Origin of the sequence: Paracoccus liaowanqingii (assembly GCF_004683865.2) — a bacterium.
Lineage (GTDB): Bacteria > Pseudomonadota > Alphaproteobacteria > Rhodobacterales > Rhodobacteraceae > Paracoccus > Paracoccus liaowanqingii.
The window spans coordinates 2,455,266-2,481,819 of the sequence record NZ_CP038439.1; the positions used below are offsets into that span (position 1 = coordinate 2,455,266).

Annotated in this window: 29 protein-coding genes, 1 other RNA gene and 1 pseudogene; 16 read left to right on the plus strand and 15 right to left on the minus strand. The window is 69.1% G+C overall.

The genetic code is table 11. From position 1 onward, the window contains the following. Positions 1–54: 54 nt before the first annotated feature. The 4 genes and pseudogenes from modA to E4191_RS24480 all read left to right on the plus strand — a co-directional run bounded on the left by modA (position 55) and on the right by E4191_RS24480 (position 2,605). Positions 55–840, plus strand: coding sequence for a molybdate ABC transporter substrate-binding protein (gene modA / locus E4191_RS11805; RefSeq protein WP_135313581.1), 786 nt, complete (start codon positions 55–57; stop codon positions 838–840). Between the two features lie 3 nt (positions 841–843). After that, on the plus strand, positions 844–1,512 hold the full coding sequence (modB, locus tag E4191_RS11810; RefSeq protein ID WP_135313582.1) for a molybdate ABC transporter permease subunit: 669 nt from the start codon (positions 844–846) through the stop codon (positions 1,510–1,512). After that, positions 1,512–1,930 (plus strand): annotated as a pseudogene (locus tag E4191_RS23800) (ATP-binding cassette domain-containing protein); the annotation flags it as partial. The gene modB and the pseudogene E4191_RS23800, both read left to right, overlap by 1 nt. After that, a complete protein-coding gene (locus E4191_RS24480) occupies positions 1,931–2,605 on the plus strand; it encodes a TOBE domain-containing protein (RefSeq protein ID WP_231714321.1) in 675 nt (224 codons plus the stop codon). A 3-nt stretch (positions 2,606–2,608) separates the two neighbouring features. Here the strand turns inward: E4191_RS24480 and E4191_RS11820 are convergent, their stop codons facing one another. The 7 genes from E4191_RS11820 to purC all read right to left on the minus strand — a co-directional run bounded on the left by E4191_RS11820 (position 2,609) and on the right by purC (position 8,384). Next, positions 2,609–3,940: a glutamine synthetase family protein gene (locus E4191_RS11820; protein ID WP_135313583.1), complete on the minus strand. Its 1,332-nt coding sequence runs from the start codon at positions 3,938–3,940 to the stop codon at positions 2,609–2,611. Between the two features lie 6 nt (positions 3,941–3,946). Continuing rightward, on the minus strand, positions 3,947–4,771 hold the full coding sequence (locus E4191_RS11825; protein ID WP_135313584.1) for an ABC transporter permease: 825 nt from the start codon (positions 4,769–4,771) through the stop codon (positions 3,947–3,949). Continuing rightward, complete coding sequence (locus E4191_RS11830) at positions 4,768–5,649, minus strand: ABC transporter permease (RefSeq protein ID WP_135313585.1); 882 nt, start codon at positions 5,647–5,649, stop codon at positions 4,768–4,770. Before E4191_RS11830 ends, E4191_RS11825 begins: the two co-directional genes overlap by 4 nt. Positions 5,650–5,702: 53 nt before the next feature. Then, the gene (locus E4191_RS11835) at positions 5,703–6,449 is read right to left on the minus strand and encodes a transporter substrate-binding domain-containing protein (protein ID WP_135313586.1); all 747 of its coding nucleotides are present in this window, start codon (positions 6,447–6,449) and stop codon (positions 5,703–5,705) included. 25 nt (positions 6,450–6,474) lie between these two features. Further along, on the minus strand, positions 6,475–7,272 hold the full coding sequence (locus E4191_RS11840; protein ID WP_135313587.1) for an ABC transporter ATP-binding protein: 798 nt from the start codon (positions 7,270–7,272) through the stop codon (positions 6,475–6,477). A 93-nt stretch (positions 7,273–7,365) separates the two neighbouring features. After that, complete coding sequence (purS, locus tag E4191_RS11845; RefSeq protein ID WP_135313588.1) at positions 7,366–7,605, minus strand: phosphoribosylformylglycinamidine synthase subunit PurS; 240 nt, start codon at positions 7,603–7,605, stop codon at positions 7,366–7,368. Between the two features lie 17 nt (positions 7,606–7,622). Then, a complete protein-coding gene (gene purC, locus E4191_RS11850; protein WP_131575411.1) occupies positions 7,623–8,384 on the minus strand; it encodes a phosphoribosylaminoimidazolesuccinocarboxamide synthase in 762 nt (253 codons plus the stop codon). Between the two features lie 130 nt (positions 8,385–8,514). On the opposite strand from purC, the gene E4191_RS11855 reads away from it, so the two are divergent. Continuing rightward, the gene (locus tag E4191_RS11855; protein ID WP_135313589.1) at positions 8,515–8,829 is read left to right on the plus strand and encodes a DUF1476 domain-containing protein; all 315 of its coding nucleotides are present in this window, start codon (positions 8,515–8,517) and stop codon (positions 8,827–8,829) included. A 132-nt stretch (positions 8,830–8,961) separates the two neighbouring features. Here E4191_RS11855 and E4191_RS11860 read toward each other — a convergent pair whose 3' ends face one another. Then, complete coding sequence (locus E4191_RS11860; RefSeq protein WP_135313590.1) at positions 8,962–9,234, minus strand: PepSY domain-containing protein; 273 nt, start codon at positions 9,232–9,234, stop codon at positions 8,962–8,964. Positions 9,235–9,338: 104 nt separating this feature from the next. On the opposite strand from E4191_RS11860, the gene ssrA reads away from it, so the two are divergent. The 4 genes from ssrA (at position 9,339) to fumC (ending at position 12,651) form a co-directional block, all read left to right on the plus strand. Next, positions 9,339–9,694, plus strand: a transfer-messenger RNA (tmRNA) gene (gene ssrA, locus E4191_RS11865). Between the two features lie 89 nt (positions 9,695–9,783). Continuing rightward, positions 9,784–10,269 (plus strand): SspB family protein, encoded by a 486-nt coding sequence (locus E4191_RS11870; protein WP_135313591.1) that lies wholly within the window; start codon positions 9,784–9,786, stop codon positions 10,267–10,269. Between the two features lie 10 nt (positions 10,270–10,279). Continuing rightward, positions 10,280–11,161: a dihydrodipicolinate synthase family protein gene (locus tag E4191_RS11875; RefSeq protein WP_135313592.1), complete on the plus strand. Its 882-nt coding sequence runs from the start codon at positions 10,280–10,282 to the stop codon at positions 11,159–11,161. Between the two features lie 95 nt (positions 11,162–11,256). Further along, on the plus strand, positions 11,257–12,651 hold the full coding sequence (gene fumC / locus E4191_RS11880) for a class II fumarate hydratase (protein WP_135313593.1): 1,395 nt from the start codon (positions 11,257–11,259) through the stop codon (positions 12,649–12,651). A gap of 39 nt (positions 12,652–12,690) precedes the next feature. Here fumC and E4191_RS11885 read toward each other — a convergent pair whose 3' ends face one another. Further along, complete coding sequence (locus tag E4191_RS11885; protein WP_228461718.1) at positions 12,691–13,209, minus strand: GNAT family N-acetyltransferase; 519 nt, start codon at positions 13,207–13,209, stop codon at positions 12,691–12,693. A 47-nt stretch (positions 13,210–13,256) separates the two neighbouring features. On the opposite strand from E4191_RS11885, the gene E4191_RS11890 reads away from it, so the two are divergent. Together E4191_RS11890 and E4191_RS11895 are read left to right on the plus strand one after the other, a co-directional pair. Continuing rightward, the gene (locus E4191_RS11890; protein WP_135313595.1) at positions 13,257–13,451 is read left to right on the plus strand and encodes a DUF4169 family protein; all 195 of its coding nucleotides are present in this window, start codon (positions 13,257–13,259) and stop codon (positions 13,449–13,451) included. Positions 13,452–13,461: 10 nt separating this feature from the next. Next, positions 13,462–13,713: a ribbon-helix-helix domain-containing protein gene (locus E4191_RS11895; protein WP_176562709.1), complete on the plus strand. Its 252-nt coding sequence runs from the start codon at positions 13,462–13,464 to the stop codon at positions 13,711–13,713. Positions 13,714–13,772: 59 nt separating this feature from the next. Here the strand turns inward: E4191_RS11895 and E4191_RS11900 are convergent, their stop codons facing one another. After that, the gene (locus tag E4191_RS11900; protein WP_135313597.1) at positions 13,773–14,156 is read right to left on the minus strand and encodes a PaaI family thioesterase; all 384 of its coding nucleotides are present in this window, start codon (positions 14,154–14,156) and stop codon (positions 13,773–13,775) included. A gap of 112 nt (positions 14,157–14,268) precedes the next feature. Next, positions 14,269–15,135: an NAD(P)-dependent oxidoreductase gene (locus tag E4191_RS11905; RefSeq protein WP_135313598.1), complete on the minus strand. Its 867-nt coding sequence runs from the start codon at positions 15,133–15,135 to the stop codon at positions 14,269–14,271. A gap of 153 nt (positions 15,136–15,288) precedes the next feature. Here E4191_RS11905 and E4191_RS11910 point away from each other — a divergent pair, with 153 nt between their 5' ends. Beyond that, a complete protein-coding gene (locus E4191_RS11910) occupies positions 15,289–17,706 on the plus strand; it encodes a penicillin acylase family protein (protein WP_135313599.1) in 2,418 nt (805 codons plus the stop codon). Between the two features lie 100 nt (positions 17,707–17,806). Here E4191_RS11910 and lpdA read toward each other — a convergent pair whose 3' ends face one another. From lpdA to queA, 3 genes are all read right to left on the minus strand, one after another. Beyond that, entirely contained in the window at positions 17,807–19,198 is a 1,392-nt protein-coding gene (gene lpdA, locus E4191_RS11915; protein ID WP_135313600.1) for a dihydrolipoyl dehydrogenase, read from the minus strand. 78 nt (positions 19,199–19,276) lie between these two features. After that, a complete protein-coding gene (locus E4191_RS11920; protein ID WP_135313601.1) occupies positions 19,277–20,542 on the minus strand; it encodes an MFS transporter in 1,266 nt (421 codons plus the stop codon). Between the two features lie 86 nt (positions 20,543–20,628). Further along, positions 20,629–21,675: a tRNA preQ1(34) S-adenosylmethionine ribosyltransferase-isomerase QueA gene (gene queA / locus E4191_RS11925; protein ID WP_135313602.1), complete on the minus strand. Its 1,047-nt coding sequence runs from the start codon at positions 21,673–21,675 to the stop codon at positions 20,629–20,631. Between the two features lie 119 nt (positions 21,676–21,794). On the opposite strand from queA, the gene E4191_RS11930 reads away from it, so the two are divergent. Next, complete coding sequence (locus E4191_RS11930; RefSeq protein WP_135313603.1) at positions 21,795–22,088, plus strand: (2Fe-2S)-binding protein; 294 nt, start codon at positions 21,795–21,797, stop codon at positions 22,086–22,088. Continuing rightward, the gene (bfr, locus tag E4191_RS11935; protein ID WP_135313604.1) at positions 22,036–22,521 is read left to right on the plus strand and encodes a bacterioferritin; all 486 of its coding nucleotides are present in this window, start codon (positions 22,036–22,038) and stop codon (positions 22,519–22,521) included. Before E4191_RS11930 ends, bfr begins: the two co-directional genes overlap by 53 nt. Positions 22,522–22,590: 69 nt before the next feature. On the opposite strand, the gene E4191_RS11940 is transcribed toward bfr, so the two are convergent. Further along, positions 22,591–23,265, minus strand: coding sequence for an HAD-IA family hydrolase (locus tag E4191_RS11940; RefSeq protein WP_135313605.1), 675 nt, complete (start codon positions 23,263–23,265; stop codon positions 22,591–22,593). 115 nt (positions 23,266–23,380) lie between these two features. Between E4191_RS11940 and glmU the strand changes: the two genes are divergently transcribed. Together glmU and glmS are read left to right on the plus strand one after the other, a co-directional pair. After that, positions 23,381–24,724, plus strand: a complete 1,344-nt coding sequence (gene glmU, locus E4191_RS11945; RefSeq protein WP_135313606.1) for a bifunctional UDP-N-acetylglucosamine diphosphorylase/glucosamine-1-phosphate N-acetyltransferase GlmU — start codon at positions 23,381–23,383, stop codon at positions 24,722–24,724. Then, positions 24,724–26,541: a glutamine--fructose-6-phosphate transaminase (isomerizing) gene (gene glmS, locus E4191_RS11950; protein WP_135313607.1), complete on the plus strand. Its 1,818-nt coding sequence runs from the start codon at positions 24,724–24,726 to the stop codon at positions 26,539–26,541. Before glmU ends, glmS begins: the two co-directional genes overlap by 1 nt. Positions 26,542–26,554: the final 13 nt, after the last annotated feature.

Sequence of the window (26,554 nt, forward strand, 5' to 3'; positions counted from 1 at the left end):
GACCGCCCCGCCCGTCCGATAACCGTCCCGTGCCGCAGCCGGAGACCGACGGACATGACCCCCACCCGACGCCGCCTTCTGCTGGCCGCAGCGCTGGCCTGCCTCGTCCCGCCCCGCCTTGCCGCCGCGCAGCAGACCGCGCCGGTCGTGGCGGCGGCCTCGGACCTGCAATTCGCCTTGACCGAAATCGCGGCGGCCTTCACCCGCGACACGGGGCAGTCGGTGCGGCTGTCCTTCGGCTCGACGGGCAATTTCGCCCGGCAGATCCGGGCGGGGGCGCCGTTCGAGCTGTTCCTGGCCGCCGACGAGAGTTTCGTGGCCGATCTTGATACCGAGGGGCTGACCGAGGATGCGGGCGATCTGTACGCCCTGGGCCGCATCGTGCTGATCGCGCCGAAAGGCTCGGCCCTGACCCCCGATCCGCGCATGGACGATCTGGCGCGGATGCTGGCCGAGGGGCGGATCACCCGCTTTGCCATCGCCAATCCCGACCACGCCCCCTACGGCCTGCGCGCGCGGGAGGCGCTGATGGCGCGCGGCCTCTGGGACGACATCCGCCCCGCGCTGGTCCTGGGCGAGAATGTCAGCCAGGCCGCGCAATTCGCGCTGTCGGGCGATGCCGCGGGCGGGATCATCGCCCTCTCGCTGGCGCTGGCGCCCGAACTGGCTGAACGCGGAGAGTTCGCGCTGATCCCGCAGGACCTGCACGCCCCCCTGCGCCAGCGCATGGTGCTGCTGAAGGATGCGGGCGAGGTTGCGCGGGCCTTCCATGCCTATCTGCAGGGCGCCGAGGCCCGCACGGTCATGACCCGCCACGGGTTCGAATTGCCGGAGGGCTAGGCCGTGGACTGGACCGCCCTCGCCCTGTCGCTGCGCCTGGCGGGATGGACCGTGGCGATCCTGCTGCCGGTCTCGATCCTGGCCGGACGGGCGCTGGCCTATCGCCGCTTTCGCGGCAAGCGGCTGGTCGAGGCGCTGATCATGCTGCCCCTGGTGCTGCCGCCCACGGTCTTCGGCTTCTACCTGCTGACGGCCTTCGGGGGGGCCTCGCCCCTCGGGCAGCTGTGGACGCAGGTCTTCGGCGGGCAGCTGGTCTTCAGCTTTCCGGGGCTGGTGCTGGCCTCGGTCATCTTCAACCTGCCCTTTGCCATCCAGCCCGCGCAGCGCGGGTTCGAGGCCGTCGCCGTCGATCTGCGCGAGGCCGCCGCCTGCTGCGGCATGTCCCCCCTGCGGCGGCTGTGGCGGATCGAGCTGCCCTTGGCCTGGCCGGGCGTGCTGACCGCGTTGGTGCTGACCTTCGCCCATACGCTTGGCGAGTTCGGCATCGTGCTGATGGTCGGCGGGTCCATCCCCGGCGAGACGAAGACCGTCGCCATCGCCATCTATGACAGCGTGCAGGGCTTCGACGACCGCGGCGCCGCGATCATGTCGGCGGTGCTGGTGGGGATCTCGCTGGCGGCGATCATGGCGACGACGTGGCTCTCGGCCCGCATCGGGCGGAGGCTGGGCTGATGGCGCTGGAGGTCACGGTCCGCGACACCGGCCCGATCCCGCTGGACCTGTCCTTCCGGGTCGAGCCGGGCGAATTGCTGGCGCTGGTCGGGCCGTCGGGGTCCGGCAAGACGACGCTGCTGCGCACCATCGCCGGGCTGTGGCGCCCGGCGCAGGCGCGGGTGGTGGCGGGCGGCGCGGTCTGGCTGGACACGCGGGCCGGGGTGATCCTGCCCCCCGACCGGCGCCGCGTGGGCGTGGTCTTTCAGTCCTATGCCCTCTTCCCGCATCTGACGGCGGTGCAGAACGTCGCCTGCGCGATGGGCGACCTGCCCCGCGCCCATCGGCTGCCCGAGGCGCTGCGCCTGCTGGATCTGGTCGATCTGGGCGGGCTGGCGGACCGCCGCCCCGCGCAGCTGTCGGGGGCCAGCAGCAGCGCGTGGCCATCGCCCGCGCCCTGGCCCGGCGTCCGAAGGCCCTGCTGCTGGACGAGCCCTTCTCGGCCGTCGACCGCGCCACGCGCGAGGGGCTGCATGCGCAGATCCAGTCGCTGCGCGCGTATCTGGCGATGCCCGTCGTGCTGGTCACTCATGACATGACCGAGGCGCAGGCACTGGCCGACCGGATGGTGGTGATCGCCGCCGGGCGGATGGTGGCCGAAGGTCCGACCGCCGCCGTCCTGTCCGACCCGGCCGCCCTGCGCGCGGTGGGCCTGCGCGAGGCGGCGGCGATGCTGCGCGCCACCGTGCTGCGTCACCACCCGGACGGCATGTCGGAACTGACCACCGCCACCGGCACGATCTGGCTGCCCCGCGTCGATGCGGCGCCGGGCACGCGCCTGCAGGTGCGGATCATGGCCCATGACGTGATCCTGTCGCGCGCCCGGCCCGAGGGCCTGTCGGCGCAGAACATCCTGCCCGTGCGGGTGATCGATCAGCGACAGGGGGACGGCCCCGCGGTGATGGTCCGGCTGGCCGTGGGCACGGACCAGCTGCTGGCCCGCATCACCCGCCGCGCCGCCGACCAGCTGGCCCTGCAGCCCGGCGAGCAGACCCATGCCATCCTGAAATCCATGTCGGTCGCCCGCGACCACATCGCGCGGGACGCGGGCTAGGGATCAGACCGTGTCCAGATACAGCTCGACCGTCTCCTCGTCGGACAGTTCCGCCATGTAATGCAGCTCCTGCCGCTTGGTCATCAGGTAGTTGTCGACCAGATGGGCGGGCAGGATGCGGCGGATGTCGGGGCATTGATCGAACGCCTCGATCGCCGCACCCCAATCGCCGGGAAGCTGGTCCAACTGCTTGTCATAGGCGTTGCCCTTGAAGGGCTCGGGCGCCTCCAGCCCCTCCTCGATCCCGATCAGGGCGGCGCCCAGGATCGCGGCGATGGTCAGGTAGGGGTTCACGTCGCCCCCTGCCACGCGATGCTCGATCCGCCGCGCCTTGGGGTTCGAGGACGGGATGCGGATCGCCGCCGTCCGGTTCTCATAGGCCCACCCGATGCCGGTCGGCGCATGGGCATTCGGCACCAACCGGTCATAGCTGTTCTCGTGCGGGGCAAACAGCAGCGTCGATCCGGGCATGGCGCGCAGACAGCCCGCCACGGCCTGGCGCAGGGCCTGCGTGCCCTCTTCCCCGCCATTGTCGAAGATGTTCACCCCATCCTTGTCGAGGATCGAGAAATGCATGTGCATCCCGTTGCCCGCGAAGACCTCGTAGGGCTTGGCCATGAAGCTGGCGGCAAAGCCGTAGGACCGCGCGATGCCCTTGACCAGCATCTTGAACAGCCAGGTATCGTCGGCGGCCTTCAAGGGATCGGCCTGGTGCATCAGGTTGATCTCGAACTGGCCCGGCCCCGCCTCGGAAATGGCGGTGTCGGCGGGAATGTCCATCGTCTCGCAGGCGTCATAGAGCGCGGTGAAGAACTGATCGAACGCGTCCAGCGCGCGCAGCGACAGGACCTCGCCCCCGGTGCGGCGCTTGCCGGACCGAGGGCTGGGGGGCACGCGCAGGGTCTTGCCGCTGTCGTCGATCAGGAAGAACTCCAGTTCCGTGGCCACCACCGGCGTCAGCCCGGCGGCGACATAGCGTTCGGCCACCCGCGCCAGCGCCTGACGCGGATCGCCGTCATAGGGGGTGCCGTCGGGATGGAACATCCACAGGGGCAACAGGCCCGTGGGCGCGTCCAGCCAGGGCATGGGCAGGAACCCGCGTTCGGTGGGCAGCAGCAGCCCGTCGGGGTCGCCGGATTCGAAGACCAGCGGGCTGTCCTCCACATCCTCGCCCCAGATGTCGAGGTTGAGGACGGAATAGGGAAACTTGGTCCCCTCCTCCAGCAGCTTGCCGGCATAGCGCGCGGGCATGCGCTTGCCCCGCGCGACGCCGTTCAGGTCGGCGGCCGCCATGCGGATCGTCTTGACCTCGGGATGTTCGCGCAGCCATTCCATATCGGTTCATCTCATCAACAAGGGGCGGTATCGGATGCGGCGGGCCGCGCCCGGAAGGTGGCGGTTCAGCCGCCGGTTCACCCTGCCGAAGATCCAGATCAAAGCCAAGGTCGCGGCGACAAAATAAGCCGCCGCAATGGGATAGGCGACGAAGGGATTGAAGGTCCGGTCGGCGAAATAGCTGGCATAGTACAGTGCGTCGCCCTTCTGCTGGAAGGCCGGAAAGCCCGAGAAATAGACCAGCGTCGTGGCGTGGAACAGGAAGATCGCCTCGTTGGTATAGCTGGGCCAGGCCAGCCGCAGCATGGTGGGCCAGATCACCCGGCGAAAGCGCTTCCAGCCGGTCAGGCCATAGGCGTCTGCCGCCTCGACCTCGCCGCGCGGCACGGTCATCAGCGCGCCGTGAAAGATCTGCGCGCTGTAGGCGGCGGTGTTCAGGATAAGGACGATCAGCGCCCCCGCCCAGGCCCGCGTCAGCCAGCTGGTCTGGACGGTCATCCCCAAGATGTCGAGGCCCGCGCGCGGCAGCAGGACCAGCATCTCGTAGGCGATGAAGAACTGGATGAACAGCGGGCTGCCCCGGAAGACGAAGATGAAGGCATCCGCAGGCTTGCGCAGCCAGGGGTTGGGGCTGGTCTTGGCCAGGGCCAGCGCGGTGGCGATGAAGAAGCCCACCGACAGCGCGATGATGGCGAAATAGAGGTTCCAGATCAGTCCCGAGCCGATCAGCGTCGCCTGCTGGCACAGGGTATAGTCGGCGCGCGGCAGAAGGCGTTCGCCGATGCCGAGCGACCGCAGCCCGTAATCCATGATCGTCTGGACGCAGCTCATGCGGGCACCGCCGCGCGTCCGGCGTCACCGCCCATGGTCGCCTGTCCCCGCGACAGCCGCCGCGTCACCCGGTCCAGCACCCGGCCCGAGATCCAGGTCATCCCCAGATAGAAGACCAGGATCCCCAGGAAATAGTACAGCCGCCAGTCGGGATGCGGATAGCTGAAGGCGCTGGTCTTGGACCCGCCCAGCTCGCGCGCCCAATAGACGATATCCTCGACCCCCAGCAGGAACAGCAGGGGCGTGGCCTTGATCAGGATCATCCACAGGTTCGACAGGCCCGGCAGGGCATAGGTCCACATCTGCGGAATCAGGACGCGCCGGTTCACCTGCCGGGACGACATGCCATAGGCCTCGGCCGTCTCCAGCTGCGCGCGCGGCACGGCGTTCATGGCGCCAGACAGCACGTTCGCGGCGAAGGCGCCGAAGACGACCGAGAAGGCGATGACCGCCAAAAACAGCCCATAGGCGTCATGCACCCAGGGGGCGGCGGTGTTCAGCGGCAGCTTGGCCGCCGCGCAGACGACGAAATCGTTGCCTTGGCGGACCGGGGCGTCGGTCTCGCACAGGACCTGATGGCGCAGCCATTCGAAGCCCTGGTCCAGCGCGATCGGCACGAACAGGAAGAAGATGATGTCCGGGATCCCGCGCACCATCGAGGTGTAAAGCCCCCCGAACCAGCGCAGCGGCGCGATCCGCGACCGACTGGCCATGGCGCCGCCGAAGCCGAACAGCAGCGCGATGGGCGCCGTCACGGCCAGCAGCAGCAGCACGGTCCCGAAGCTGGCATAGAACAGCAGATGCGTGCCCGAGGTCAGGTAGCACGACAGCCAGGCAAGCCCTTCAAGCAGGGATGGATCGGCGCAATATGCGAACATGGAAGGCCCCGCGAGGGCCGCCGCGGGACAAGGGCCCGCGGCGGCGGGTCAGATCATTCGAAGACCAGCGCGTCCTCGCCGAACCACTTGAGGATCAGCTCGTTCAGGCTGCCGTCTTCCTTCATCGCGGTGATCTGCGCGTCGAAGGTCTCCAGCAGTTCGGTGTCGGACTGGCGCAGGCCCATGCCGATGCCCTCGCCCAGCACGACCTGATCCATGCCCTCGACCCAGACCAGCTCTCCGCCGGATTCCTCGACGATGGGGGCCAGGAAATCGCGGTCGGCCAGCACGGCATCAGCCTCGCCGTTGCGGACGGCGGCGATGGTCTGGTCGGGATTGGGGAATTCCAGCAGCACGGCGCCAGTCTCGGCCACATGGCCCGACTGGATGGTCGAGGTCTGCGCGGCGATGATGGCGCTTTCGACATCCACATCCGCCGACAGGGCCGCATAGGCCGAGGGCGTCGCGGGCGTATAGGGCTGGGTGAAGGCGATGACCGCCTGCCGTTCCTCGTTGATGTTCATGCCTGCCATGATCGTGTCATAGTTCGACGACACTAGGTTCGGGATGATCGAATCCCAGTCGTTGCGCACCCAGGTGCAGTCCAGCCCGGCGCGCTCGCACAGCGCATTGCCCAGCTCGATCTCGAAGCCGGTGACCTCGCCGGTGGCGTCGTCGATGAAGTTGTAGGGGGCATAGGCGCCCTCGGTCCCCATGCGGACGGTCTGGGCCAGGGACGACACGGGCGCCAGACCGGCGGTCAGGGCCAGGGCGGTGGCGGCAAGGGTCAGCGATTTCATGAACATAGTCTCCTGTTGGGGTCTTTTATTGGGCCATCGAGGCGGACAGGAACTGGCGCAGACGGTCGGTCTGCGGGTTCCCGAACAGCCGGTCCGGCGGGCCTTCTTCGCAGACCACGCCCTGATGCAGGAAGACGACGTGGTCGCTGACATCGGCGGCCAGCCGCATGTCATGGGTGACGAGGATCATCGTGCGGCTTTCGCCCGCCAGATCCTTGATGACGCGCACGACCTCCTGCTGCAGTTCGGGGTCCAGCGCGCTGGTGGGTTCGTCGAACAGAAGCGCCTTGGGTTCCATGCACAGCGCCCGCGCGATGGCGGCGCGCTGCTGCTGGCCGCCCGACAGCATCGCGGGCCAGGCGTCCGCCTTGTCGCCGATGCCGACCTTGGCCAGCAGGTCGCGGGCGCGGGCCTCGACCACCGCACGATCCTCACCCAGCACGGTCACCGGGGCCTCCATCACGTTCTGCAGGATCGTCATGTGGGCCCACAGGTTGAACTGCTGGAAGACCATCGCCAGGTTGGTGCGAAACCGCGTGACCTGCGCGCGGTCGGCGGGCACGCGGGCCTGGCCCCGGCCCTTCCAGCGCACCGGCTCGCCCTCGAACAGGATCTCGCCGTCCTGGCTGTTTTCCAGAAGGTTGCAGCAACGCAGCAGCGTCGACTTGCCCGAGCCCGAGGATCCGATCAGGCTGATCACATGGCCGCGCGGCGCCGTCATGGACACGCCCTTCAGCACATCCAGCTGGCCATATGACTTGTGCAGCCCCGAAATCGTGATGACCGGGGCGGCGGCGTCGGGGGAAGGGATCTGGTTCGTCATCCGCGCATTGGGCGTGAAATGGCCCCGCTTTGCAACGGGTTCAGTGGGGCAACCCGGCGATAAGCGCAGGTTGCCGCGGCGTCAGGTGAAAGCTTACGCAATCTCGATCGAATATTTCTCGATCACGGTGTTGGCCAGCAGGCCCTTGCACATCGCCTCGACCTCGGCGCGGGCCGCGTCCGCATCGGTGGCGGTCAGGTCCAGCTCGATCAGCTTGCCCTGGCGCACGCCCGAGACGTCCTTGTGGCCCAGGCCCCCCAGGGCATGGCGGATCGCCTCGCCCTGGGGGTCGAGGACGCCGTCCTTCAGCATGATGGTGACACGTGCCTTCATGGCGGCAGTCCTTCTGTTCAGTTGATCGCGGTCGGCTTGAGGCTGGTGGTGTTGGCGGGCATCAGGCCCAGACGGCGCGCGACCTCTGTATAGGCGTCGGTCAGGTTGCCCAAGTCGCGGCGGAAGACGTCCTTGTCCAGCTTCTGGCCGGTCTTGACGTCCCACAGCCGGCAGCTGTCGGGGCTGATCTCGTCGGCCACGATCAGGCGCATGAAGTCGTTGTCCCAGACCCGGCCGATCTCGATCTTGAAGTCGATCAGCTTGATCCCCGCGCCGTAGAAGACCCCCGACAGGAAGTCGTTCACGCGCAGCGCCAGGCTGATGATGTCGTCCAGATCCTGCTGCGTCGCCCAACCGAAGGCGATCACGTATTCCTCGGACACCATCGGGTCGCCCAGCTCGTCGTTCTTGTAGCTGTACTCGACGATGGGACGGGGCAGCAGCGTGCCCTCCTCCAGCCCCAGCCGCTTGGACAGCGAGCCTGCGGCGAAGTTGCGCACGATCACCTCCAGCGGGATGATCTCGACCTGGCGGATCAGCTGCTCGCGCATGTTGATGCGTCGGATGAAGTGGTTGGGGACGCCGATATTCGTCAGCCCGTTCATGAAGAACTCGGACAGGCGGTTGTTCAGCACGCCCTTGCCTTCGATCGTGGCGCGTTTCTGCGCGTTGAAGGCGGTGGCGTCGTCCTTGAAATACTGGATCAGCGTGCCCGGCTCGGTCCCTTCGTACAGGATCTTCGCCTTGCCTTCGTAAACCTTCTTGCGCCGCGGTGCCATGGGCCCACCGTCCTTTCGCATGTCCCTGAAGATGCGGCTTAGCGCAGAATGCCACCCGGGGGCAATACGAGGCTTGCGACAGCTGCCCCCGAGGGGCATATCTGGGACACAAGACAGTCAGGAGTGATCCATGTCCACCTTCAACGATCGCGAACGCGCCTATGAAAGCAAGTTCGCCCATGATGCCGACCTGCGCTTCAAGGCCGAGGCGCGCCGCAACCGCCTGCTGGGCGAATGGGCGGCCGGCCTGCTGGGCAAGACCGGCGACGAGGCGCGCAGCTATGCGATGACCGTCGTCAGCGCCGATTTCGACGAGCCCGGCGAAGAGGACGTCTTCCGCAAGGTCGAGGCCGATCTGGCGGGCCATGCCGACGCCGCGACCATCCGCGCGAAGATGGCGGAACTGACCGGCGAGGCCCGCCGCCAGGTCGCCGACGAAAGCTGACGGCCTTCGGGTCAGGAACGACGATCGGGGGAGCGGAGACGCTCCCCCTTTTGCGTGCCGCAGGGCAGGCGCGGCCACGAAAAAGGGGCAGCCCGAAGGCCGCCCCAAATCGTCGCGATGCTGTGCCCGGCCTCAGCGCGCGATGGTCTCGCCCGTGGTCGGGTCGATGCGCATCTCGACCTCGCGGTCGTCGGCGGTGTGGTATTCGACCTCGTAATAGCCGTCGTCGTCCCATTGGATGTCGTCGATATAGCCCAGATCGGCGCCCAGGTCGGTCTCGACCTTGGCGATGATCTCGGACAGGGGCATGGCGCCGGCCGGGGGCATGTCTCCGGGGGTCACCTGCGCCAGGGCGGCGGCGGGCGACAGGATCAGGGCGGCGGCGGTCAGGATGCGAAGGGTCATGGTGATTTCCTTGGTGTCAGACATTCGCCGGGCCAACACCCGCTGCGGCCCGACGGTTCCGTTCCCCACGCATGGCAATGACCGCTGCGTCGCCCCGCGCCCGCCATCTTGCGGCAGGCCCGGGAATGTCCTATATCGGTCCTGTCCGGAGCAATCCGGACTATGGACATAAACGCGCTCGTAATAAGCGGATCGGACCCGGGGGCGGTACCCGGCGACTCCACCAGATCACCCTCGTTGGGGGACAATGGGGTCGAAACAGGATCGACGAACGTCTAAAGGGGTTATGCTTTGTCTCGGTGAGCTACCACCGATATCGGTGCAAATTGTACAGTTGCCAACGACAACCGTGCTCCGGTCGCTCTGGCTGCGTAAGCAGTTCGAGAGATCGAAACCTAAGCCCTTGCGCCTAGCAGCGTAAGGCGGGGCCCGCAGGAGCCTGGCAACAGAATCCTGCACCTAATCCCCCCGCCTCGAAACCCTGCCTGCCCCCCTTTTCATCGCCGGTCATATCCCTATGCTTGGGTTCGGGACAGGAAAGGGCATGGCATGGCGCGGCAGGGACTGGATTACGGCGGGATGATGCGTCGCGCGATGCAGGGGCTGATCGCCGAGGTGCTGCGCAAGATCGCCACCGAGGGTCTGCCGGGCGAACATCATTTCTTCATCACCTTCGACACCCGCGACGACGGCGTCGAGATGGCCGCATGGCTGCGCGACCGCTATCCCGAGGAGATGACCATCGTCATCCAGCACTGGTTCGACAACCTGACCATCCAGCCCGACCACTTCACCATCACCCTGAACTTCGGCAACCAGCCCGAGCCGCTCAAGATCCCCTTCGACGCGCTGCGCACCTTCGTGGACCCCTCGGTCGAGTTCGGCCTGCGCTTCGAGACGCAGGATGGCGACGAGGACGACGACGAGGATGCCGAGGCCGACGCCGAATTCCAGCTGGATGTCGAGGATGACGGCGACGACAAGCCCCCCTCGGGCGGCGGAGAGGTCGTGCGCCTGGACCGCTGGCGCAAGTAGGCCGAAGGCGATGCGCGGGCTGTCGGCCTTTCCCATCACCCCCACCGATGCCGAGGGCAGGCTGCTGGTGCCCGACCTGCGCCGCCTGATCCTGCGGCTGGCGCGCGCGGGGGTGGACGGCATCGGCGTTCTGGGCTCGACCGGCGGCTATGCCTATCTGGACCCCGGCCAGCGGCGCGAGGTGCTGGAAACCGCGCTGGACGCGGCCGGGCGCAAGGTGCCGGTCATCGCGGGCGTGGGCGCGCTGCGCAGCGACATCTCGGCCGCGCTGGCGCGGCACGCGGCGGATGCGGGGGCGGCGGGCCTGCTGCTGGCCCCCATATCCTACACGCCGCTGACCGAGGACGAGGTCTTCGCGCATTTCCAGACCGTGGCCGATGCCTCGGACCTGCCCATCTGCATCTACAACAACCCCTCGACCACGCATTTCACCTTCCCGCCCGCGCTGCTGGCGCGTCTGGCCGCGCTGCCCTCGGTGACGGCGGTCAAGATGCCCCTGCCCGCCGACGGCGACATCGCGGGCCAGATCGCCGCCCTGCGGGCCGACCTGCCCCAGGGGTTCATCATCGGCTACAGCGGGGACTGGGGCTGCCCCGATGCGCTGCTCAACCGCGCGGATGGCTGGTTCAGCGTCGCCGCGGGGCTGTGGCCCGACCACACGCTGACCCTGTCCTGCGCGGCGGGCTCGGGCGACCGGGCACAGACCGACCGCGTGCAGGCGCGGTTCCGCCCCATGTGGGACCTGTTCCAGGCCCATGGCAGCCTGCGGGTCGTGCATGCCTGCGCCAGGCTGATGGAGCTGACAGACGCGCAGCCGCCCCGCCCGATCCTGCCCCTGCCCGACGCGCTGACCCCCAGCCTGCGTGCCGCCATGCAGGCGCTGGACGGCTGAGGGGGCCTGTTTGTGCCAGCATGCCATGGCATGCGAATTGCCTATCCCCGCCCCGCCCGCTACAACCCCCACGAAACCGTGAGGGAGCGACCCGGATGACCATGACCCGCACCGAAACCGACAGCTTCGGCCCGCTGGAGGTTGACGCCTCCAAGTACTGGGGCGCGCAGACGCAGCGCTCGATCATCAACTTTCCCATCGGATGGGAACGCCAGCCGGTCCCGATCATCCGCGCGTTGGGCGCCATCAAGCTGGCCGCCGCCCGCGTGAACCGCGCCACGGGCGATCTGCCCGCCGATCTGGCCGATGCGATGGAACAGGCCGCGACCGAGGTGTTCGAGGGCCGCTTCGACGACAACTTCCCGCTGGTCGTCTGGCAGACCGGATCCGGCACGCAGTCGAACATGAACGCCAACGAGGTGATCTCGAACCGCGCGATCGAGATCATGGGCGGCGAGATGGGCAGCAAGAAGCCCGTTCACCCCAACGACCATTGCAACATGGGCCAGTCGTCCAACGACACCTTCCCCACCGCCATGCATGTGGGCATCGCCATGCTGGCCCGCGACGTGCTGCTGCCCGGTCTGGACAAGCTGGCCGCGGCGCTCGAGGCCAAATCGGCCGAGTTCAAGGACATCATCAAGATCGGCCGCACCCATACGCAGGACGCGACGCCCCTGACCCTGGGGCAGGAGTTCGGCGGCTATGCCCATCAGGTCCGCAAGGGGATTGAGCGGGTGAAGGCCTGCCTGCCCGACATCTACGAACTGGCCCAGGGCGGCACCGCCGTCGGCACCGGCCTGAACACGAAGGTGGGCTGGGACACGGCCATCGCGGCCGAGATCGCCAGGATCACCGACCTGCCCTTCGTCACCGCGCCCAACAAGTTCGAGGCGCTGGCCGCCCATGACGCGATGGTCATGTTCTCGGGCGCGCTGAAGACCGTGGCCGGATCGCTCTTCAAGATCGCCAACGACATGCGCCTCCTGGGCTCCGGCCCCCGCTCGGGTCTGGGCGAGCTGATCCTGCCCGAAAACGAGCCCGGCAGCTCGATCATGCCCGGCAAGGTGAACCCCACCCAGGCCGAGGCGCTGACCATGGTCTGCGCCCATGTCATGGGCAACGACGCCGCGGTGGGCTTTGCCGGAAGCCAGGGCCATTTCGAACTGAACGTCTACAACCCGATGATGTCCTACAACGTGCTGCAATCCATGCAGCTTCTGGGCGACGCGGCCTCCAGCTTCACCGACAACATGGTCGTGGGCACGCAGGCCAACGTCAAGCGCATCGACCAGCTGATGCGCGAATCGCTGATGCTGGTGACGGCGCTGGCCCCCACCATCGGCTATGACAACGCCACCAAGGTCGCCAAGACCGCCCACAAGAACGGCACGACCCTGCGCGAAGAGGCCATCGCCTTGGGCTTCGTCGATGGCGAGACCTTCGACCGCGTCGTCCGCCCCGAGGACATGATCAGCCCCAAGGGCTGACGCCGCGCGGCGCGCCGGCCACCCCGGCGCGCCGCAGCCTCATCCGAAATGCCGAAAGACCAGGTCGTCCGGATCGGGCCGCGCCGCCCGGTCGTCGCGCCATGCCCCCAATCGCCGCGCCAGCGCGCAGGACCGGGCGTTCGCCGGATCGACATAGCTGACCAGGCTGTCCAGCCGCGCCACGTCCCGCGCCCAGTCCCGCAGCGCCACCGCCGCCTCATGGGCAATCCCCCGCCCCTCGGCATCGGGCCAGACCATCCAGCCCAGCTCCGGCTCGGGAAACAGTGGCCCGCGATTGATCCCGACCTGCCCCAGGCAGGCCCCCGTCGCGCGATCCTCGATCATCAGCGCGCCCGAGCCGCAGAACTCCCATTGCGCGTGATCCGCGCAGAACATGCCCCAGGCGGCCGGCACCCCGAACGGCCCGCCCATGTAGCCTGCCCGCCCGGACCCCATCAGCGCGGCATAGCCCGGCCAGTCCGCGAACCGCATCGCCCGCAGCGCCAGCCGCGCCGTCTTCAGCGTCGGAACGGTCGTCGCGCGGCCCCCTCTTGCCAGCCCCCGGCCCCGCGCGGCAGAATGAACGCCACCCCAAGGGACCGCCCATGACCCGGATCATCAACCTGCGCCAAGCCCGCAAGCAGCGCGCCCGCAGCGACAAGCGCGCCGAGGGCGACACCAACGCCGCCCGCTTCGGCGAACCCGCCCATCTGCGCGACGCCCGCACGGCCGAGGCGACCCGCGCCGCCCTCAGGCTGGACGCGCATCGCCAGGACGACCCCGCCCCCGGCGATGATTGACCTTCCCCCCATGACCGCGCCGGTCAAGCGCTCGGTCAGCATCGACGGCCACCGCACGTCCGTCTCGCTCGAGGATCCGTTCTGGAAGGCGCTGGCGCGCGAGGCCGCAGCCCTTGATCTGACCCGCGCCGCCCTGATCGGCCGGATCGATCATGCCCGTCCGCCCGGGGTGGGCCTGGCCACCGCCCTGCGCCTCTACGCGATCGACGCGGCCGAGAAACGCCTGGCCCTTCATCTTGGCGGAAATATCCCCGGGGGGTGAATTGGCCGCAGGCCAAGAGGGGGGCGGGCAGCCCCCCTGCCGTCACGGCACAAGTCCCGTCAATGCGCCCCGACCAGCGTCGAGGTCAGATCCAGAAGCACCCGCCCCTCGGCATCGCGCACCTTCGTGCGCACCGCCAGGACATCGCCCTCCTGCATCATCCAGCGCGCCCGGGCCACCAGATGACCGTCGCGGCAGCTGCCCAGCAGTTGCGCGTTCAGGGTGACGGCCACGGGAAAATTGTCCCGCCCCTCCTGCGGCTGCTCGTCTCCCAGGACCAGACTCATTGCGACGACATCCGCGAACCAGACCAGCGCGCCCGCCTGGATCGTGCCAAAGCCGTTGAGGATGGCCTCGGTGACCTCCATCTCGCCCACCGCCTCGTGTTCGTTGACGCCGACGATGTCGAATTCCATCTGTCCGCGAAAGATGCGTTCAGCCATGGCGTTCAGTCCTTTCCCAATGGCCCCTGACCCGCCGCGCGAATCGCTTGGACCCCGGGCGGGCTCAAAAGGACGAAATTTCCGCCCTCCTGCAACCCGTCCCGCATGTACGTCAGCGCACCAGACGGGCGATCAGGGACGAGGTGTCCCACCGTCCCCCGCCCATCACCTGGATGTCCTTGTAGAACTGATCCACCAGCGCCGTCACCGGCAGGGCCGCGCCCAGCTCGTCCCCCGCCGCCAGGCAGATCGCCAGATCCTTGCGCATCCAGTCCACGGCAAAGCCGTGATCGAACGACCCCGACGCCATCGTGGCGTGGCGGTTGACCATCTGCCAACTGCTGGCCGCCCCCTGGCTGATCACCTCGACGACATCCGCGACGTCCAGCCCCGCCTTCTGCGCGAATGCCAGCGATTCCGACAGCGCCTGAACCAACCCCGCAATCGCGATCTGGTTGCACATCTTGGTCATCTGTCCCGCGCCGACCGGCCCCATGCGGCGGCAGATCTTGGCATAGGCCCCGATCACCGCCGCGGCGCGCGCCACATCGGCCTCGGCGCCGCCGCACATGATGGACAGCTGGCCGTTCCGGGCCCCCGCCTCGCCGCCCGAGACGGGCGCGTCGACATAGGCGATGCCCGCCGCCTGCGCGACCTCGGCCAGCTCGCGCGTGACCTCGGCCGACACGGTGGTGTGGTCGACGAAGACCGCCCCGGCCCGCATCCCCGCGAAGGCCCCGTCGGGCCCGAGGCAGACCTGGCGCAGGTCGTCGTCATTGCCCACGCAGGCCAGCACCATCTCGGCCCCCTCGGCGGCGGCGCGCGGCACGGGCGCCGAGGCGCCGCCATGCTGGGCGGTCCAGGCCTCGGCCTTGGCGGGGCTGCGGTTGTAGACCGTGACCTGATGCCCCGCCCCGGCCAGATGCCCGGCCATCGGAAACCCCATCACGCCCAGTCCCAGAAATGCCGTTTTGGCCATGCTGTCCTCCGTCGGGTGCCGCGGACCGCGCGGGCGCGTTGAAATGGCCGCGCGCCTGTCCTATGCAGCACACCACCACCCAAGCGCCGCCGGGTCAACCCGCCCCATCGCCGTCCCACCGCACCGCCTTTCGCCGCAAGGACCCCGCCCCCCATGCTGATCCTGTTTCGCTGGCTTCTGCGGCTGACCGTCGGCCTGATCGTCCTGATGGTCCTGGCGGCGGTGCTGATCTGGTATTTCGCCATCCGCTCGTTGCCCGACTACACCGCCAGCCACGCGGTCGAGGGCATCTCGGCCCCGGTCGAGATCGTACGCTCGACCGAGAACGTGCCCCATATCTTCGGCGCCACCGACGAGGACGTGTTCTTCGCCTTGGGCCTGGCCCATGCCCAGGACCGCCTGTTCCAGATGACGATGCTGCGCCGCGCGGCCCAAGGCCGCCTGGCCGAGATCCAGGGCCCCCGCGCGCTGCCCGCCGACGACCTGATCCGCCGGATGGGGCTTTATCGCCACGCGCAGGCCTCGCTCGAGGTGCAGGACGCCCCCACCCGGGCGGCGCTGTCGGCCTATGCGGCCGGGGTGAACCGCTGGATCGGCATCGTCAACGAGGGTGCGATGGGTCGCGGCGCGCCGGAATTCTTCCTGGTGCCCGACGTGATCACCTTCTGGCAGCCGGCGGATTCGCTGGCGATCCTGAAGCTGCTGGCCGCCGCCGGCAGCCATGCCGCCGCCGACGAGATCCTGCGCGCCCGCCTGTCGCTGGCTTGGCCCGAGGGCGGCCCGCAGATCCTGTCGCGCGCGGGCGTGGCCGCCGACCTGCCCGCCTATGCCTCGCTCTTTCCCGGCGCCCGGCTCGGCACGCCCGAACGCCGCCGCGACGCGGATGCGCCGCGCGATCCCTTCAGCTTCCTGCTGCCCGGCGCGGGCTTCGGCGGCAATGCCTTCGCGGCCGAGCCGCAGCGCACCGCCGCCGATGGCCCCCTCTTGGCCAACGACCTGCATGTCGGGCTGACGGTGCCCTCGCTCTTCTATCTGGCGCGGTTGCAGCTGCAGGGCGGCGGCGTGATCGGGGCGACGGTGCCCGGCCTGCCCCTGGTCCTGTCGGGGCGCAACCCACGCCTGTCCTGGGGGATCACGCCGCTGGATCTGGACGATGCCGACATCGCCATCGAAGAGGTGCAGCCCGGCAATCCCGACCGCTATCGCGGCCCGCAGGGCTGGACGCCCTTCCAGACCCGGACCGAGGTGATCCGCGTGCTGGACGCCCCGCCCCGCACCATCACGCTGCGCGACACGCTGAACGGCCCGGTCGTGCCGGGGCTGGACCCGGGCCTGCGCGACGTGACGCCCATCGGCCATGTCGCGGCCCTGCGCTGGACGGGGCTCTCGCGCCAGGACACCACCATGACCGCGCTGATGGGCCTGATGCGCGCCCAAGGGACGGACCAGGCCGGGCGCGCGCTGGCCGGCGTCGTGGCGCCCGCGCTGAACGTGACCCTGGCCGAGGGCGGCCGCGTCACCCGCCTGGCCGCCGGCGCCGCCCCCGAACGCGCGGCAGACCATCCGACCGGGGGCGCCCTGCCCGCGCCGGGCTGGCTGGCCTCCACCGCCTGGCCCCGGGCCCGCGCGCTGGCCTCCGAGGCGCATCGCGCCGCGGATGGCCTGTCGCTCTCGACCGAGGAGCCCGCCCCGGACGACCTGCGCCGCGGCCGCCTCACCCGCCTCCTGGCCGACCGCGAGGTGCATTCCCGCGACAGCTTCATCGCGGCGCAGCTGGACATCGTCAGCCCGGCGGCCCGGGCGCTGCTGCCGCTGGTGGGCGCCAACCTGTGGTTCACCGGCGATCCCGCCGCCCCCGGCACGCCCGAACGCCAGCGCCAGGACGCGCTGACCCTGCTGGCCGAATGGGACGGCGCCATGAACGAGCACCTGCCCGAGCCGCTGATCCACGCCGCCTGGATGGCCGCCCTGCAGGACCGGCTGATCCGCGACGAGCTGGGACCGCTGGCCGACGACATCGCCCGCCTGCAGCCCACCTTCATCGACGCGGTCTTCCGCAACCGGGGCGGCGCCGCGCGCTGGTGCAACGTCGTGCAAAGCGCCGCGACCGAGGATTGCGCCACCATCGCGCGCCAGGCGCTGGACCGCGCGATCCTGGACCTGACGGCACGCTACGGGCCCGACGTGGCCAGCTGGCGATGGGGCGACGCGCACCAGGCCCGCCATCACCACCCGGGCCTGGGGGGCCTGCCCGCGCTCGGCTGGATCATGAACATCACCCAGTCCCTCTCGGGCGGAGAGTTCACGGTCGCCCGCAGCAGCCTCTACGGCGCCGGCGCCCTGCCCTTCCAGGCAGAGACGGGGGCGGGGTTCCGCACGGTGATGGACCTGGCCGATCCCGACAGCTCGGTCTTCATCACCTCGACGGGACAATCCGGCCACCCGCTCTCGCGCCATTACGACGACCTGGCGGGCCTCTGGCGGCGGGGCGAATATGTGGGCATGTCGCTGGATCCCGACCTGGCGCGGGCGGCCTCGGCGGGCGTCACCACCCTGACCCCCCTTCCCTGACCCCCCGCTCCTGCGGCGGTCCGCACATATCCTGCGGGGGGAGTCGCGGAACGCGACGGGGGGCGCAAGGCCCCCCGCCACCCTCCGTCATCGAGCGCGATCAGAAGTGGATCGCGCGGCCATAGGCGTCCAGCACGGATTCGTGCATCATCTCGGACAGGGTCGGATGCGGGAAGACCGTCTCCATCAGGTCGGCCTCGGTCGTCTCCAGCTTGCGGCCGATGACATAGCCCTGGATCAGCTCGGTCACTTCCGCCCCGACCATATGCGCGCCCAGCAGCTCGCCGGTCTTGGCGTCGAAGATGGTCTTGATCATGCCCTCGGGCTCGCCCAAGGCAATGGCCTTGCCATTGCCCATGAAGGGGAAGCGGCCGACCTTGATCTCCAGCCCCATCTCCTTCGCCTTGGCCTCGGTCAGACCGACGCTGGCGATTTGCGGATGGCAGTAGGTGCAGCCCGCGATGGATCCCGGATCGACCGCATGGGGATGCCCGCCCGCGATCAGCTCGGCCACCATGACGCCCTCGTGGCTGGCCTTGTGCGCCAGCCAGGGGGCACCGGCCAGATCGCCGATGGCATAGACCCCCTCGACGCCGGTGCGGCAATAGCTGTCGGTCACGACATGGGCGCGGTCGACCTTGATCCCGGCCTCTTCCAGGCCCAGCCCTTCGGTGTTGCCCACGATCCCCACGGCCGAGATGACGGTGTCGAAATCGCGCGTCTCGGTCTTGCCGCCGCTCTCGATATGGGCGGTGACGGTGTCGCCCTTGCGGTCCAGCTTCTTGACCGACGCCTTCTCCAGGATCGTCATGCCCTGCTTGACGAACTGTTTCTTGGCGAAGGCCGCGATCTCGGCATCCTCGACGGGCAGCACGCGGTCCATGACCTCGACCACCGTCGTGTCGGCCCCCAGAGTGTTGAAGAAGCTGGCGAACTCGATCCCGATGGCGCCCGATCCGATGACCAGCAGCTTCTTGGGCATGTGCGGCGGCACCAGCGCATGCTTGTAGTTCCAGACCAGCTTGCCGTCGGGCTCCAGCCCGGGCAGCTCGCGGGCGCGGGCGCCGGTGGCCAGCACGATCGCCTTGGCGGTGATCTCCTCGGTGCCCTTGTCGGTGGTGACCGTCACGCGGCCCTTGCCGGCCAGCTTGGCCGCGCCCATGATCGTCGTGACCTTGTTCTTCTTGAACAGGTGCCCGATGCCGCCCGACAGCTGCTTGGCCACCCCGCGCGAGCGCTTGACCACCGCGTCCAGGTCATAGCCGATGCCGTCGGCCTTGAGGCCGAATTCCTTGGCGCGGTGCATCAGGTGATAGACCTCCGCGCTGCGCAGCATGGCCTTGGTGGGGATGCAGCCCCAGTTCAGGCAGATGCCGCCCAGATGCTCGCGCTCGATGCATGCGACCTTCAGGCCCAGCTGCGCGCCCCGGATCGCGGCGACATAGCCGCCCGGTCCGGCGCCGATCACCACCATGTCGAAATTCTGGGCCATCGGGTCCCCCGCTGAAATGCAATATAGTTCAGCGTTAAACCATTCGCGCCACACCGGCAAGCCGGGCGCGCGGCCCCCTCAGCCGGGAGCGGCGGCCTGCTGGCTGGGCGGGTTGTCGGACTGCGCCTCGTCCAGCACCGCCTCGACCGCCAGGGGGGTGGCGTTCGGGGTGATGACGGCAAAGCTGCCCTGCTGGTCGGGGGTCAGCGCCCGGCGCTGCGTCGCGCGCCAGCCCGCATAGGCCGTCAGCAGCGCCAGCAGCACGCCCATGTAGACCCAGTAGCCGTCCGGCCCGATCGCCCCCATCAGCCAGCCGGTGATGATCGGCCCGCCCATGCTGCCGATCCCATAGATGAACAGCAGCCCCGCCGAGGCCGAGGCCATGTCCGTCTGCTCCAGATAGTCGTTGGTATAGGCCAGAAGCAGCGCATAGATCGGGTTGGCCACGCCCCCCATCACCGCGCCCGTGACGATCAGCCCCACCGTGCCCGGCTGCGCCGCGATCACGATCAGCGCGGCCAGCCCGCCGATGGCCGACAGGATCAGCACCAGCTTGCGGCGGTCGTAGCGGTCCGAGATCCAGCCGATCGGATATTGCAGCACCAGCCCGCCTGCATAGATCGCGGCCACGAAGAGGCTGATCTGCGCCACCGACAGCCCCACCTGCGCGCCCCAGACCGAGGACATGCCCGCCAGCGCCGAGAACACCCCGCCCATCAGGAAGATGCCCACGCAGCCCAGGGGGCTGGCGCGGTAGAGATCGCCGAAGGACATCCGCTTGATCGTCTCGAACTGCGGGGCGGGCTGGGCCGACAGCAGGATCGGCGTGAAGGCCAGCGACACCAGCACCGAGGGGATGATGAACAGCAGGTATCCCCCCGGATCGCCCACGTTCAGCAGCGCCTGCGCCACCACGATCCCCAGCAGCTGCACGATCATATAGGCCGACAGCGACTGGCCCCGGTTCTCGTTCGTCGATCCCGCGTTCAGCCAGCTCTCCGCCGTGACATAGACCCCGCAGAAGCAGAACCCGATCAGAAAGCGCAGCGCCGTCCAGCTGATCCAGTGCGGCTCGACCGCGAACAGCACCAGCGCCGCCGAGACCAGCGAGCCCAAGGCCGCGAAGACCCGCACATGGCCCACGTTCTTGATCAGGTCCGGCACGGTCAGGCTGCCCAGCAGGAAGCCGCCGTAATATCCCGACATGACGATGGACATCTGCAGTGTCGGGATGCCCTCGATCCCGCCCCGGATGCCCAGAAGCGTGCCCTGCATGCCGTTGCCGACCATCAGCAGAAGGATGCCCAGAAGCAGCGGCCAAGTGGTGCGCAACACCGAAATCATCGCGGGTCTCGTCTCGTCAGGGGTGGGGAGGGGTCAGCCCCCTGCCCTAGTCGGGCCGACCGGCCGATGCCAGCCGGAATGCGACCTCAGGGGATCAGCAGCGACCCATCGCCATAGCTGAAGAAACGATACCCGTCCCGGACCGCATGTCCATAGATTTCCTTGATCTTTTCCGGCCCCATCAGTGCCGAGACCAGCATCATCAACGTCGATTTCGGCAGGTGGAAGTTCGTCATCAGACCGTCCGTGACGCGGAAGTGATGGCCGGGATAGATGAAGATGTCGGTGGTCCCCCGGAAGGCCGCGACCCGCCCCGGCCCGGTCGCCGCCGATTCGATCAGCCGCAGCGCGGTGGTGCCCACCGGGATCACCCGCCGCCCCTCGGATTTCGCGCGGGTGATGGCGGCGGCGGCGGCGGCATCCACCTCGCCCCATTCGGCATGCATGCGATGCGTCGTCACGTCCTCGACCTTGACCGGCAGGAAGGTGCCCGCGCCGACATGCAGCGTGACATGCACGAACTCGACCCCCCGAGCCCGCAGGGCTGCCAGCAGGGGCGCGTCGAAATGCAGGCTGGCGGTGGGCGCGGCGACCGCCCCCCGCCGCGCGGCCCAGACCGTCTGGTAATCCAGCCGGTCCTGATCGTCCGGCGCCCGCAGCGCGGCGATATAGGGCGGCAGGGGCATCGCCCCCACCTGGTTCAGCGCCGCGTCGAAGGCCTCGCCCACAGCGTCAAAGACCAGCCGCAGCCCGCCCTCGCCGATCTCGGCCACCTCGGCCGACAGGGCATCACCAAAGCGGATCACCTCGCCCGCACGCAGCTTGCGCAGGGGCTTGGCCAGTGCCTGCCAGCCCTCGGCGGCAGGCTCCAGCAGGGTGATCTCGATCCGCGCGGTGACCTCGCCCTGCGCCGACTGGCGCGTGCGGGTGCCCGACAGGCGCGCGGGGATCACCTTGGTGTCGTTCAGCACCAGCAGATCGCCCGGGCGCAGGATCCGGGGCAGATCGCCCACATGCCGGTCCTCGATCCGCCCGCCCTCGGCGCGCAGCAGCCGCGCGGAACTGCGCGGCCGGGCGGGCCGCGTGGCGATCAGATGGGCGGGCAGGTCGAAATCGAAATCGGACAGCTTCATGGCCCCGGCTTGTGCGGCGCGCCCGCGCCGGGGTCAAGCGGCCGTGATGCCCAAGCGAAACGCTCGGACTTTACAAGCCCGAGCAAATCCGTCAGTTTCACCGCGACAGGGAGCCCGCCATGATCGTCTGCCATTGCACCCAGATCTCGGACCACGACATCCGCGCCGCCATCGACTGGATGCGGACCGCGGACGCGCAGACCATCATCACGCCCGGCAAGATCTATCACGCCTTGGGGAAACGCGCCGATTGCGGCGGCTGCATGCCGCTCTTTCTGGACACCATGCGCGCCTGCGATAAGCTGGGCGTCGCACCGCCGATCCTGAGGACGCGCGCAGACAGCAAGAAGGAGCTCCCCGATGAAGGGCGACGCCAAGGTCATCGACTATCTCAACGCCGCGCTGCGGTCTGAACTGACCGCGGTCAGCCAGTACTGGCTGCACTACCGCCTGCAGGAGGACTGGGGCTTCGGCAAGATCGCCAAGAAGTCGCGCGAGGAATCCATCGAGGAGATGAACCACGCCGACCGACTGATCCAGCGGATCATCTTCCTCGAGGGCCATCCGAACCTGCAGAAGCTGGACCCGCTGCGCATCGGCCAGACCCTCAAGGAGACGCTGGAAAGCGATCTCGCCGCCGAACACGAGGCCCGCAGCCTCTATATCGAGGCGCGCGACCATTGCGACCAGGTCCGCGATTATCCCAGCAAGATGCTGTTCGAGGAGCTGATCCAGGACGAGGAAGGCCATATCGACTTCCTCGAGACGCAGTTGCACCTCTTCGAGACGATCGGCCCCCAGAACTACGGCCAGCTCAACGCCAGCCCCGCCGACGACGCCGAATAGGCTTCTTCTTCATGAAAATATCCCGGGGGGAATCGCCTATGGCGATGGGGGGCAGCGCCCCCCTTCTTCCTACCCCAGCCAGTCCCGCGCCAGATCGGGCAATGCGTCGAAATGCGCCAGCAGCGCGTCCGGCGCCAGCCGGGTGATCGCCTCGCCCTCCGGCCCGAACCCCACCAATACGCAGCGCACCCCGGCGGCCGCGGCCGTCTTGCGGTCGGTCTCGGTATCGCCCACCAGGAAGGACCGCGCGACCTCGCCCCCCGCCTGCTCGACCGCGGCGCGGTAATGGCGCGGATCGGGCTTCTTCACCGGCAGCGTGTCCGCCCCGATCATCGCGGCGAAGCGGTCGGCGATGCCCAGGGCCCCCAGCAGCTGATGGGCCAGCGCCTCGGGCTTGTTGGTGCAGATGGACAGGATGTGCCCGTCCCCGGCCAGCCGGTCCAGCGTCTCCATGACGCCGGGATACAGTTTCGTATGCACCGCGATGGACGCGCCGTAATGGCTCAGCAGCAGGTTGAAATCTTCGTCCTCGGCGCCCGGCGGCAGCAGGTGGTCGGGGCCCATCCGCCCGTATCCCGCCCGCAGCATCGCCCGCCCGCCGTGGAAGGCCGTCAGCGCGTCGCCCGCCGGATCCAGCAGGTCGCCCAGGCCCCGCGCCCGGAAGCAGGCATTGGCGGCGGCGACCAGATCGCCCGAGGTATCGGCCAGCGTTCCGTCCAGATCGAAGACCACCGTGCCCGCCATGCGCCATCCCCTTCGGAAACGATCGGAAAACAAAGGTGATGCGCCGACCCTAGCCAGCGCGTCCCGCCCCGATTAGAACGCCGGGGACGAAAAGCAAACAGGCGATGGGGTCGGCATGTCGGAAAATGCGATGGCGGTTGTGATTCTGGCGGCAGGCCAGGGCAGCCGGATGCAATCGGACCTGCCCAAGGTGCTGCACCGGCTGGGGGGCGTGCCGCTGGTGGGCCATGCGCTTGCCGCCGCCCACAGCCTCGATCCCGAACAGATCGTCGTGGTCACCGGCCACGGGGCCCCCGCCGTCGCCAAGGCCATCGCCCGCCTCGACCCCGAGGCGGCGACCGTGCTGCAGCCCGAGCAGCTGGGCACCGGCCATGCCGTCCGCCAGGCCCTGCCCGCGCTGGAGGGGTTCGAGGGGCGCGTCATCGTCCTTTACGGCGACACCCCCTTCATCAGCCCCGAGACGCTGGCGGCCTTGGCCAGCCATCCCTCCGACCTGGTGGTGCTGGGCTTCGAGGCCGAGGATCCGGGCCGCTACGGCCGCCTGATCGTCACCGCGCTGGGGCTGGACCGGATCGTGGAATACAAGGACGCCGACGCCGCCACCCGCGACATCGCGCTGTGCAATTCGGGCGTCATGGCGCTGGATGCGGGCCTGTTGCGGCGCCTGCTGGTGCGGCTGACCAATGACAACGCCTCGGGCGAATACTACCTGACCGACCTGCCCGCCCTGGCCCGCGCCGAAGGCCACCGCGCCGATGTCGTCATCTGCGACGAGGACGAGACGCTTGGCATCAACACCCGCGCCGAACTGGCCGCGGCCGAGGCCGCCTTCCAGGCCCGCGCCCGCGCCCGCGCGATGGAGGACGGCGTCACTCTGACCGATCCGGCCAGCACCTTCTTCGCGCTGGACACGGTGATCGGGCGCGACGCGATCATTGGCCCCAACGTGGTCTTCGGCCCCGGCGTCACCATCGAATCGGGGGCCGAGATCCTGCCCTTCTGCCATCTGGAAGGCTGCCATGTCAGCGCCGGCGCCACCGTCGGCCCCTTCGCCCGCCTGCGTCCCGGCGCCGAACTGGGCGGCGACGTGCATGTCGGCAACTTCGTCGAGATCAAGAACGCGGTCCTGGACGAGGGCGTCAAGGTCGGCCACCTGACCTATCTGGGCGACGCGCATGTGGGCGAGCACAGCAATATCGGCGCGGGCACCATCACCTGCAACTATGACGGCGTCTCCAAGCACCGCACGGTGATCGGGCCGCGCGCCTTCATCGGCAGCGACACGATGCTGGTCGCCCCGGTGACGGTCGGCGCCGATGCGATGACCGGATCGGGCAGCGTCATCACCCAGGACATTCCTGACGGCGCGCTGGCGATCAGCCGCGCGCGGCAGGCCACGAAACCGGGCCTTGCGGTCCGACTGATGACGGCGCTGCGCGCCGCACGGGAGGCGCGCTGATGTGCGGCATCATTGGAATCCTGGGCAGCCACGAGGTCTCGCCTCAGCTGGTCGACGCGCTGCGGCGCCTGGAATATCGCGGCTATGACAGTGCGGGCGTGGCCACCGTCGACGCCTCGGGCCGGCTGGACCGCCGCCGCGCGGTGGGCAAGCTGGTCAACCTCAGCGACCGGCTGGTCCACGACCCCCTGCCCGGCCATGCGGGCATCGGCCATACAAGGTGGGCCACCCATGGCGCCGCGACCGAGGTCAACGCCCATCCCCACCAGTCGGGCTCCGTCGCCGTCGTCCATAACGGCATCATCGAGAACTTCCGCGAGCTGCGCGCCGGCCTGGCCGATCTGGGCATCCAGCCCGAATCGCAGACCGACACCGAGACCGTCGCGCTGTGGTGCGCCCATCACCTGGGTCGGGGCCTGACCCCGCTGGAGGCCGCCCGCGCGACGCTGGCGCAGCTGCACGGCGCCTTCGCGCTGGCCTTCCTGTTCCAGGGCGAGGGCGACCTGCTGATCGCCGCCCGCAGGGGCAGCCCGCTGGCCATCGGCCACGGCACTGGAGAGATGTATCTGGGCTCGGACGCCGTGGCCCTGGCGCCCTTCACCGACCGCATCACCTATCTGGAGGACGGCGATCACGCCGTGCTGACCCGCGCCGGCATGCAGGTCTCGGATGCCCAAGGTCAGCAGACCCACCGCCCCATCGCCCGCATCGACGTGGGCGCCAGCGTGATCGACCGCGCCGGCCATCGCCATTTCATGGCCAAGGAGATCGCCGAGCAGCCGGTGGTCATCGGCGACGTGCTGACCCACTACGTCAAGGACGACCGCATCGTGCTGCCCGACGGGCTGGACCTGGCCGCCATCGACCGCATCACCCTGGTCGGCTGCGGCACGGCGCATCTGGCGGGCCATGTCGCGAAATACTGGTTCGAGAGCCTGGCGGGCCTGCCCTGCGACATCGACGTGGCCTCCGAGTTCCGCTATCGCGAGCCGCCGCTGTCGGACCGCAGCCTCTTCGTGGCCGTCAGCCAGTCCGGCGAGACCGCCGATACCCTGGCCGCCCTGCATTACGCGCGCGGCAAGGTCGCGCAGACCGTGGGCCTGGTGAACGTGGGCACCTCGGCCATCGCCCGCGACGCCGATCTGGCCCTGCCGACCCTGGCGGGGATGGAGGTCAGCGTGGCCTCGTCCAAGGCCTTCACCTGCCAGCTGGCCGTGCTGGCCGTGCTGGCGCTGAAAGCCGCGCATGCGCGGGGCCGGATCGACGATGCGGGGCTGGCCGCCCATCTGCGCGACCTGCGCAGCATCCCCGCGCTGCTGGCCCAGGCCCTGGCCCTGTCGGATGACTGCCGGGTGCAGGCCGACTGGCTGGCCCAGGCCCGCGACGTCCTCTATCTGGGGCGCGGCGCGCTGTACCCTGTGGCGCTGGAGGGCGCGCTGAAGCTCAAGGAGCTCAGCTACATCCATGCCGAGGGCTATGCCTCGGGCGAGCTGAAGCACGGGCCCATCGCGCTGATCGACGGCGACGTGCCTGTGGTCGTGCTGGCCCCGCATGACGCGCTGTTCGACAAGACCATCTCGAACATGCAGGAGGTGATGGCCCGTCACGGCCGCGTCCTGCTGATCTCGGATGCCGGCGGGATCGCGGCGGCGGGCGAAGGGGTGACGGCCAGCCTGGCCCTGCCCTCGGGCGGCGGGGTGTTCCAGCCGATCCTCTACGCGGTGCCGATGCAGTACCTGGCCTATTTCACCGCCGTGGCGAAAGGCACCGACGTGGACCAGCCCCGGAACCTGGCCAAATCCGTCACCGTGGAATGAGAGCACGGCCCGC

What these genes read in the sequence shown, in the direction of transcription:
- bfr (WP_135313604.1), top strand. Translation starts at nt 22,036, where the DNA reads ATGAAGGGCGACGCCAAGGTCATCGACTATCTCAACGCCGCGCTGCGG.
- fumC (WP_135313593.1), top strand. Translation starts at nt 11,257, where the DNA reads ATGACCATGACCCGCACCGAAACCGACAGCTTCGGCCCGCTGGAGGTT.
- modA (WP_135313581.1), top strand. Translation starts at nt 55, where the DNA reads ATGACCCCCACCCGACGCCGCCTTCTGCTGGCCGCAGCGCTGGCCTGC.
- purC (WP_131575411.1), bottom strand. Translation starts at nt 8,384, where the DNA reads ATGGCACCGCGGCGCAAGAAGGTTTACGAAGGCAAGGCGAAGATCCTG.
- glmU (WP_135313606.1), top strand. Translation starts at nt 23,381, where the DNA reads ATGTCGGAAAATGCGATGGCGGTTGTGATTCTGGCGGCAGGCCAGGGC.
- E4191_RS11940 (WP_135313605.1), bottom strand. Translation starts at nt 23,265, where the DNA reads ATGGCGGGCACGGTGGTCTTCGATCTGGACGGAACGCTGGCCGATACC.
- E4191_RS11840 (WP_135313587.1), bottom strand. Translation starts at nt 7,272, where the DNA reads ATGACGAACCAGATCCCTTCCCCCGACGCCGCCGCCCCGGTCATCACG.
- glmS (WP_135313607.1), top strand. Translation starts at nt 24,724, where the DNA reads ATGTGCGGCATCATTGGAATCCTGGGCAGCCACGAGGTCTCGCCTCAG.
- E4191_RS11910 (WP_135313599.1), top strand. Translation starts at nt 15,289, where the DNA reads ATGCTGATCCTGTTTCGCTGGCTTCTGCGGCTGACCGTCGGCCTGATC.
- E4191_RS11820 (WP_135313583.1), bottom strand. Translation starts at nt 3,940, where the DNA reads ATGGAATGGCTGCGCGAACATCCCGAGGTCAAGACGATCCGCATGGCG.
- E4191_RS11905 (WP_135313598.1), bottom strand. Translation starts at nt 15,135, where the DNA reads ATGGCCAAAACGGCATTTCTGGGACTGGGCGTGATGGGGTTTCCGATG.
- E4191_RS11830 (WP_135313585.1), bottom strand. Translation starts at nt 5,649, where the DNA reads ATGTTCGCATATTGCGCCGATCCATCCCTGCTTGAAGGGCTTGCCTGG.
- E4191_RS11875 (WP_135313592.1), top strand. Translation starts at nt 10,280, where the DNA reads ATGCGCGGGCTGTCGGCCTTTCCCATCACCCCCACCGATGCCGAGGGC.
- E4191_RS11860 (WP_135313590.1), bottom strand. Translation starts at nt 9,234, where the DNA reads ATGACCCTTCGCATCCTGACCGCCGCCGCCCTGATCCTGTCGCCCGCC.
- E4191_RS11930 (WP_135313603.1), top strand. Translation starts at nt 21,795, where the DNA reads ATGATCGTCTGCCATTGCACCCAGATCTCGGACCACGACATCCGCGCC.
- E4191_RS11920 (WP_135313601.1), bottom strand. Translation starts at nt 20,542, where the DNA reads ATGATTTCGGTGTTGCGCACCACTTGGCCGCTGCTTCTGGGCATCCTT.
- E4191_RS11835 (WP_135313586.1), bottom strand. Translation starts at nt 6,449, where the DNA reads ATGAAATCGCTGACCCTTGCCGCCACCGCCCTGGCCCTGACCGCCGGT.
- queA (WP_135313602.1), bottom strand. Translation starts at nt 21,675, where the DNA reads ATGAAGCTGTCCGATTTCGATTTCGACCTGCCCGCCCATCTGATCGCC.
- lpdA (WP_135313600.1), bottom strand. Translation starts at nt 19,198, where the DNA reads ATGGCCCAGAATTTCGACATGGTGGTGATCGGCGCCGGACCGGGCGGC.
- E4191_RS11870 (WP_135313591.1), top strand. Translation starts at nt 9,784, where the DNA reads ATGGCGCGGCAGGGACTGGATTACGGCGGGATGATGCGTCGCGCGATG.
- E4191_RS11825 (WP_135313584.1), bottom strand. Translation starts at nt 4,771, where the DNA reads ATGAGCTGCGTCCAGACGATCATGGATTACGGGCTGCGGTCGCTCGGC.
- E4191_RS11890 (WP_135313595.1), top strand. Translation starts at nt 13,257, where the DNA reads ATGACCCGGATCATCAACCTGCGCCAAGCCCGCAAGCAGCGCGCCCGC.
- E4191_RS11900 (WP_135313597.1), bottom strand. Translation starts at nt 14,156, where the DNA reads ATGGCTGAACGCATCTTTCGCGGACAGATGGAATTCGACATCGTCGGC.
- E4191_RS11855 (WP_135313589.1), top strand. Translation starts at nt 8,515, where the DNA reads ATGTCCACCTTCAACGATCGCGAACGCGCCTATGAAAGCAAGTTCGCC.
- purS (WP_135313588.1), bottom strand. Translation starts at nt 7,605, where the DNA reads ATGAAGGCACGTGTCACCATCATGCTGAAGGACGGCGTCCTCGACCCC.
- E4191_RS11895 (WP_176562709.1), top strand. Translation starts at nt 13,462, where the DNA reads ATGACCGCGCCGGTCAAGCGCTCGGTCAGCATCGACGGCCACCGCACG.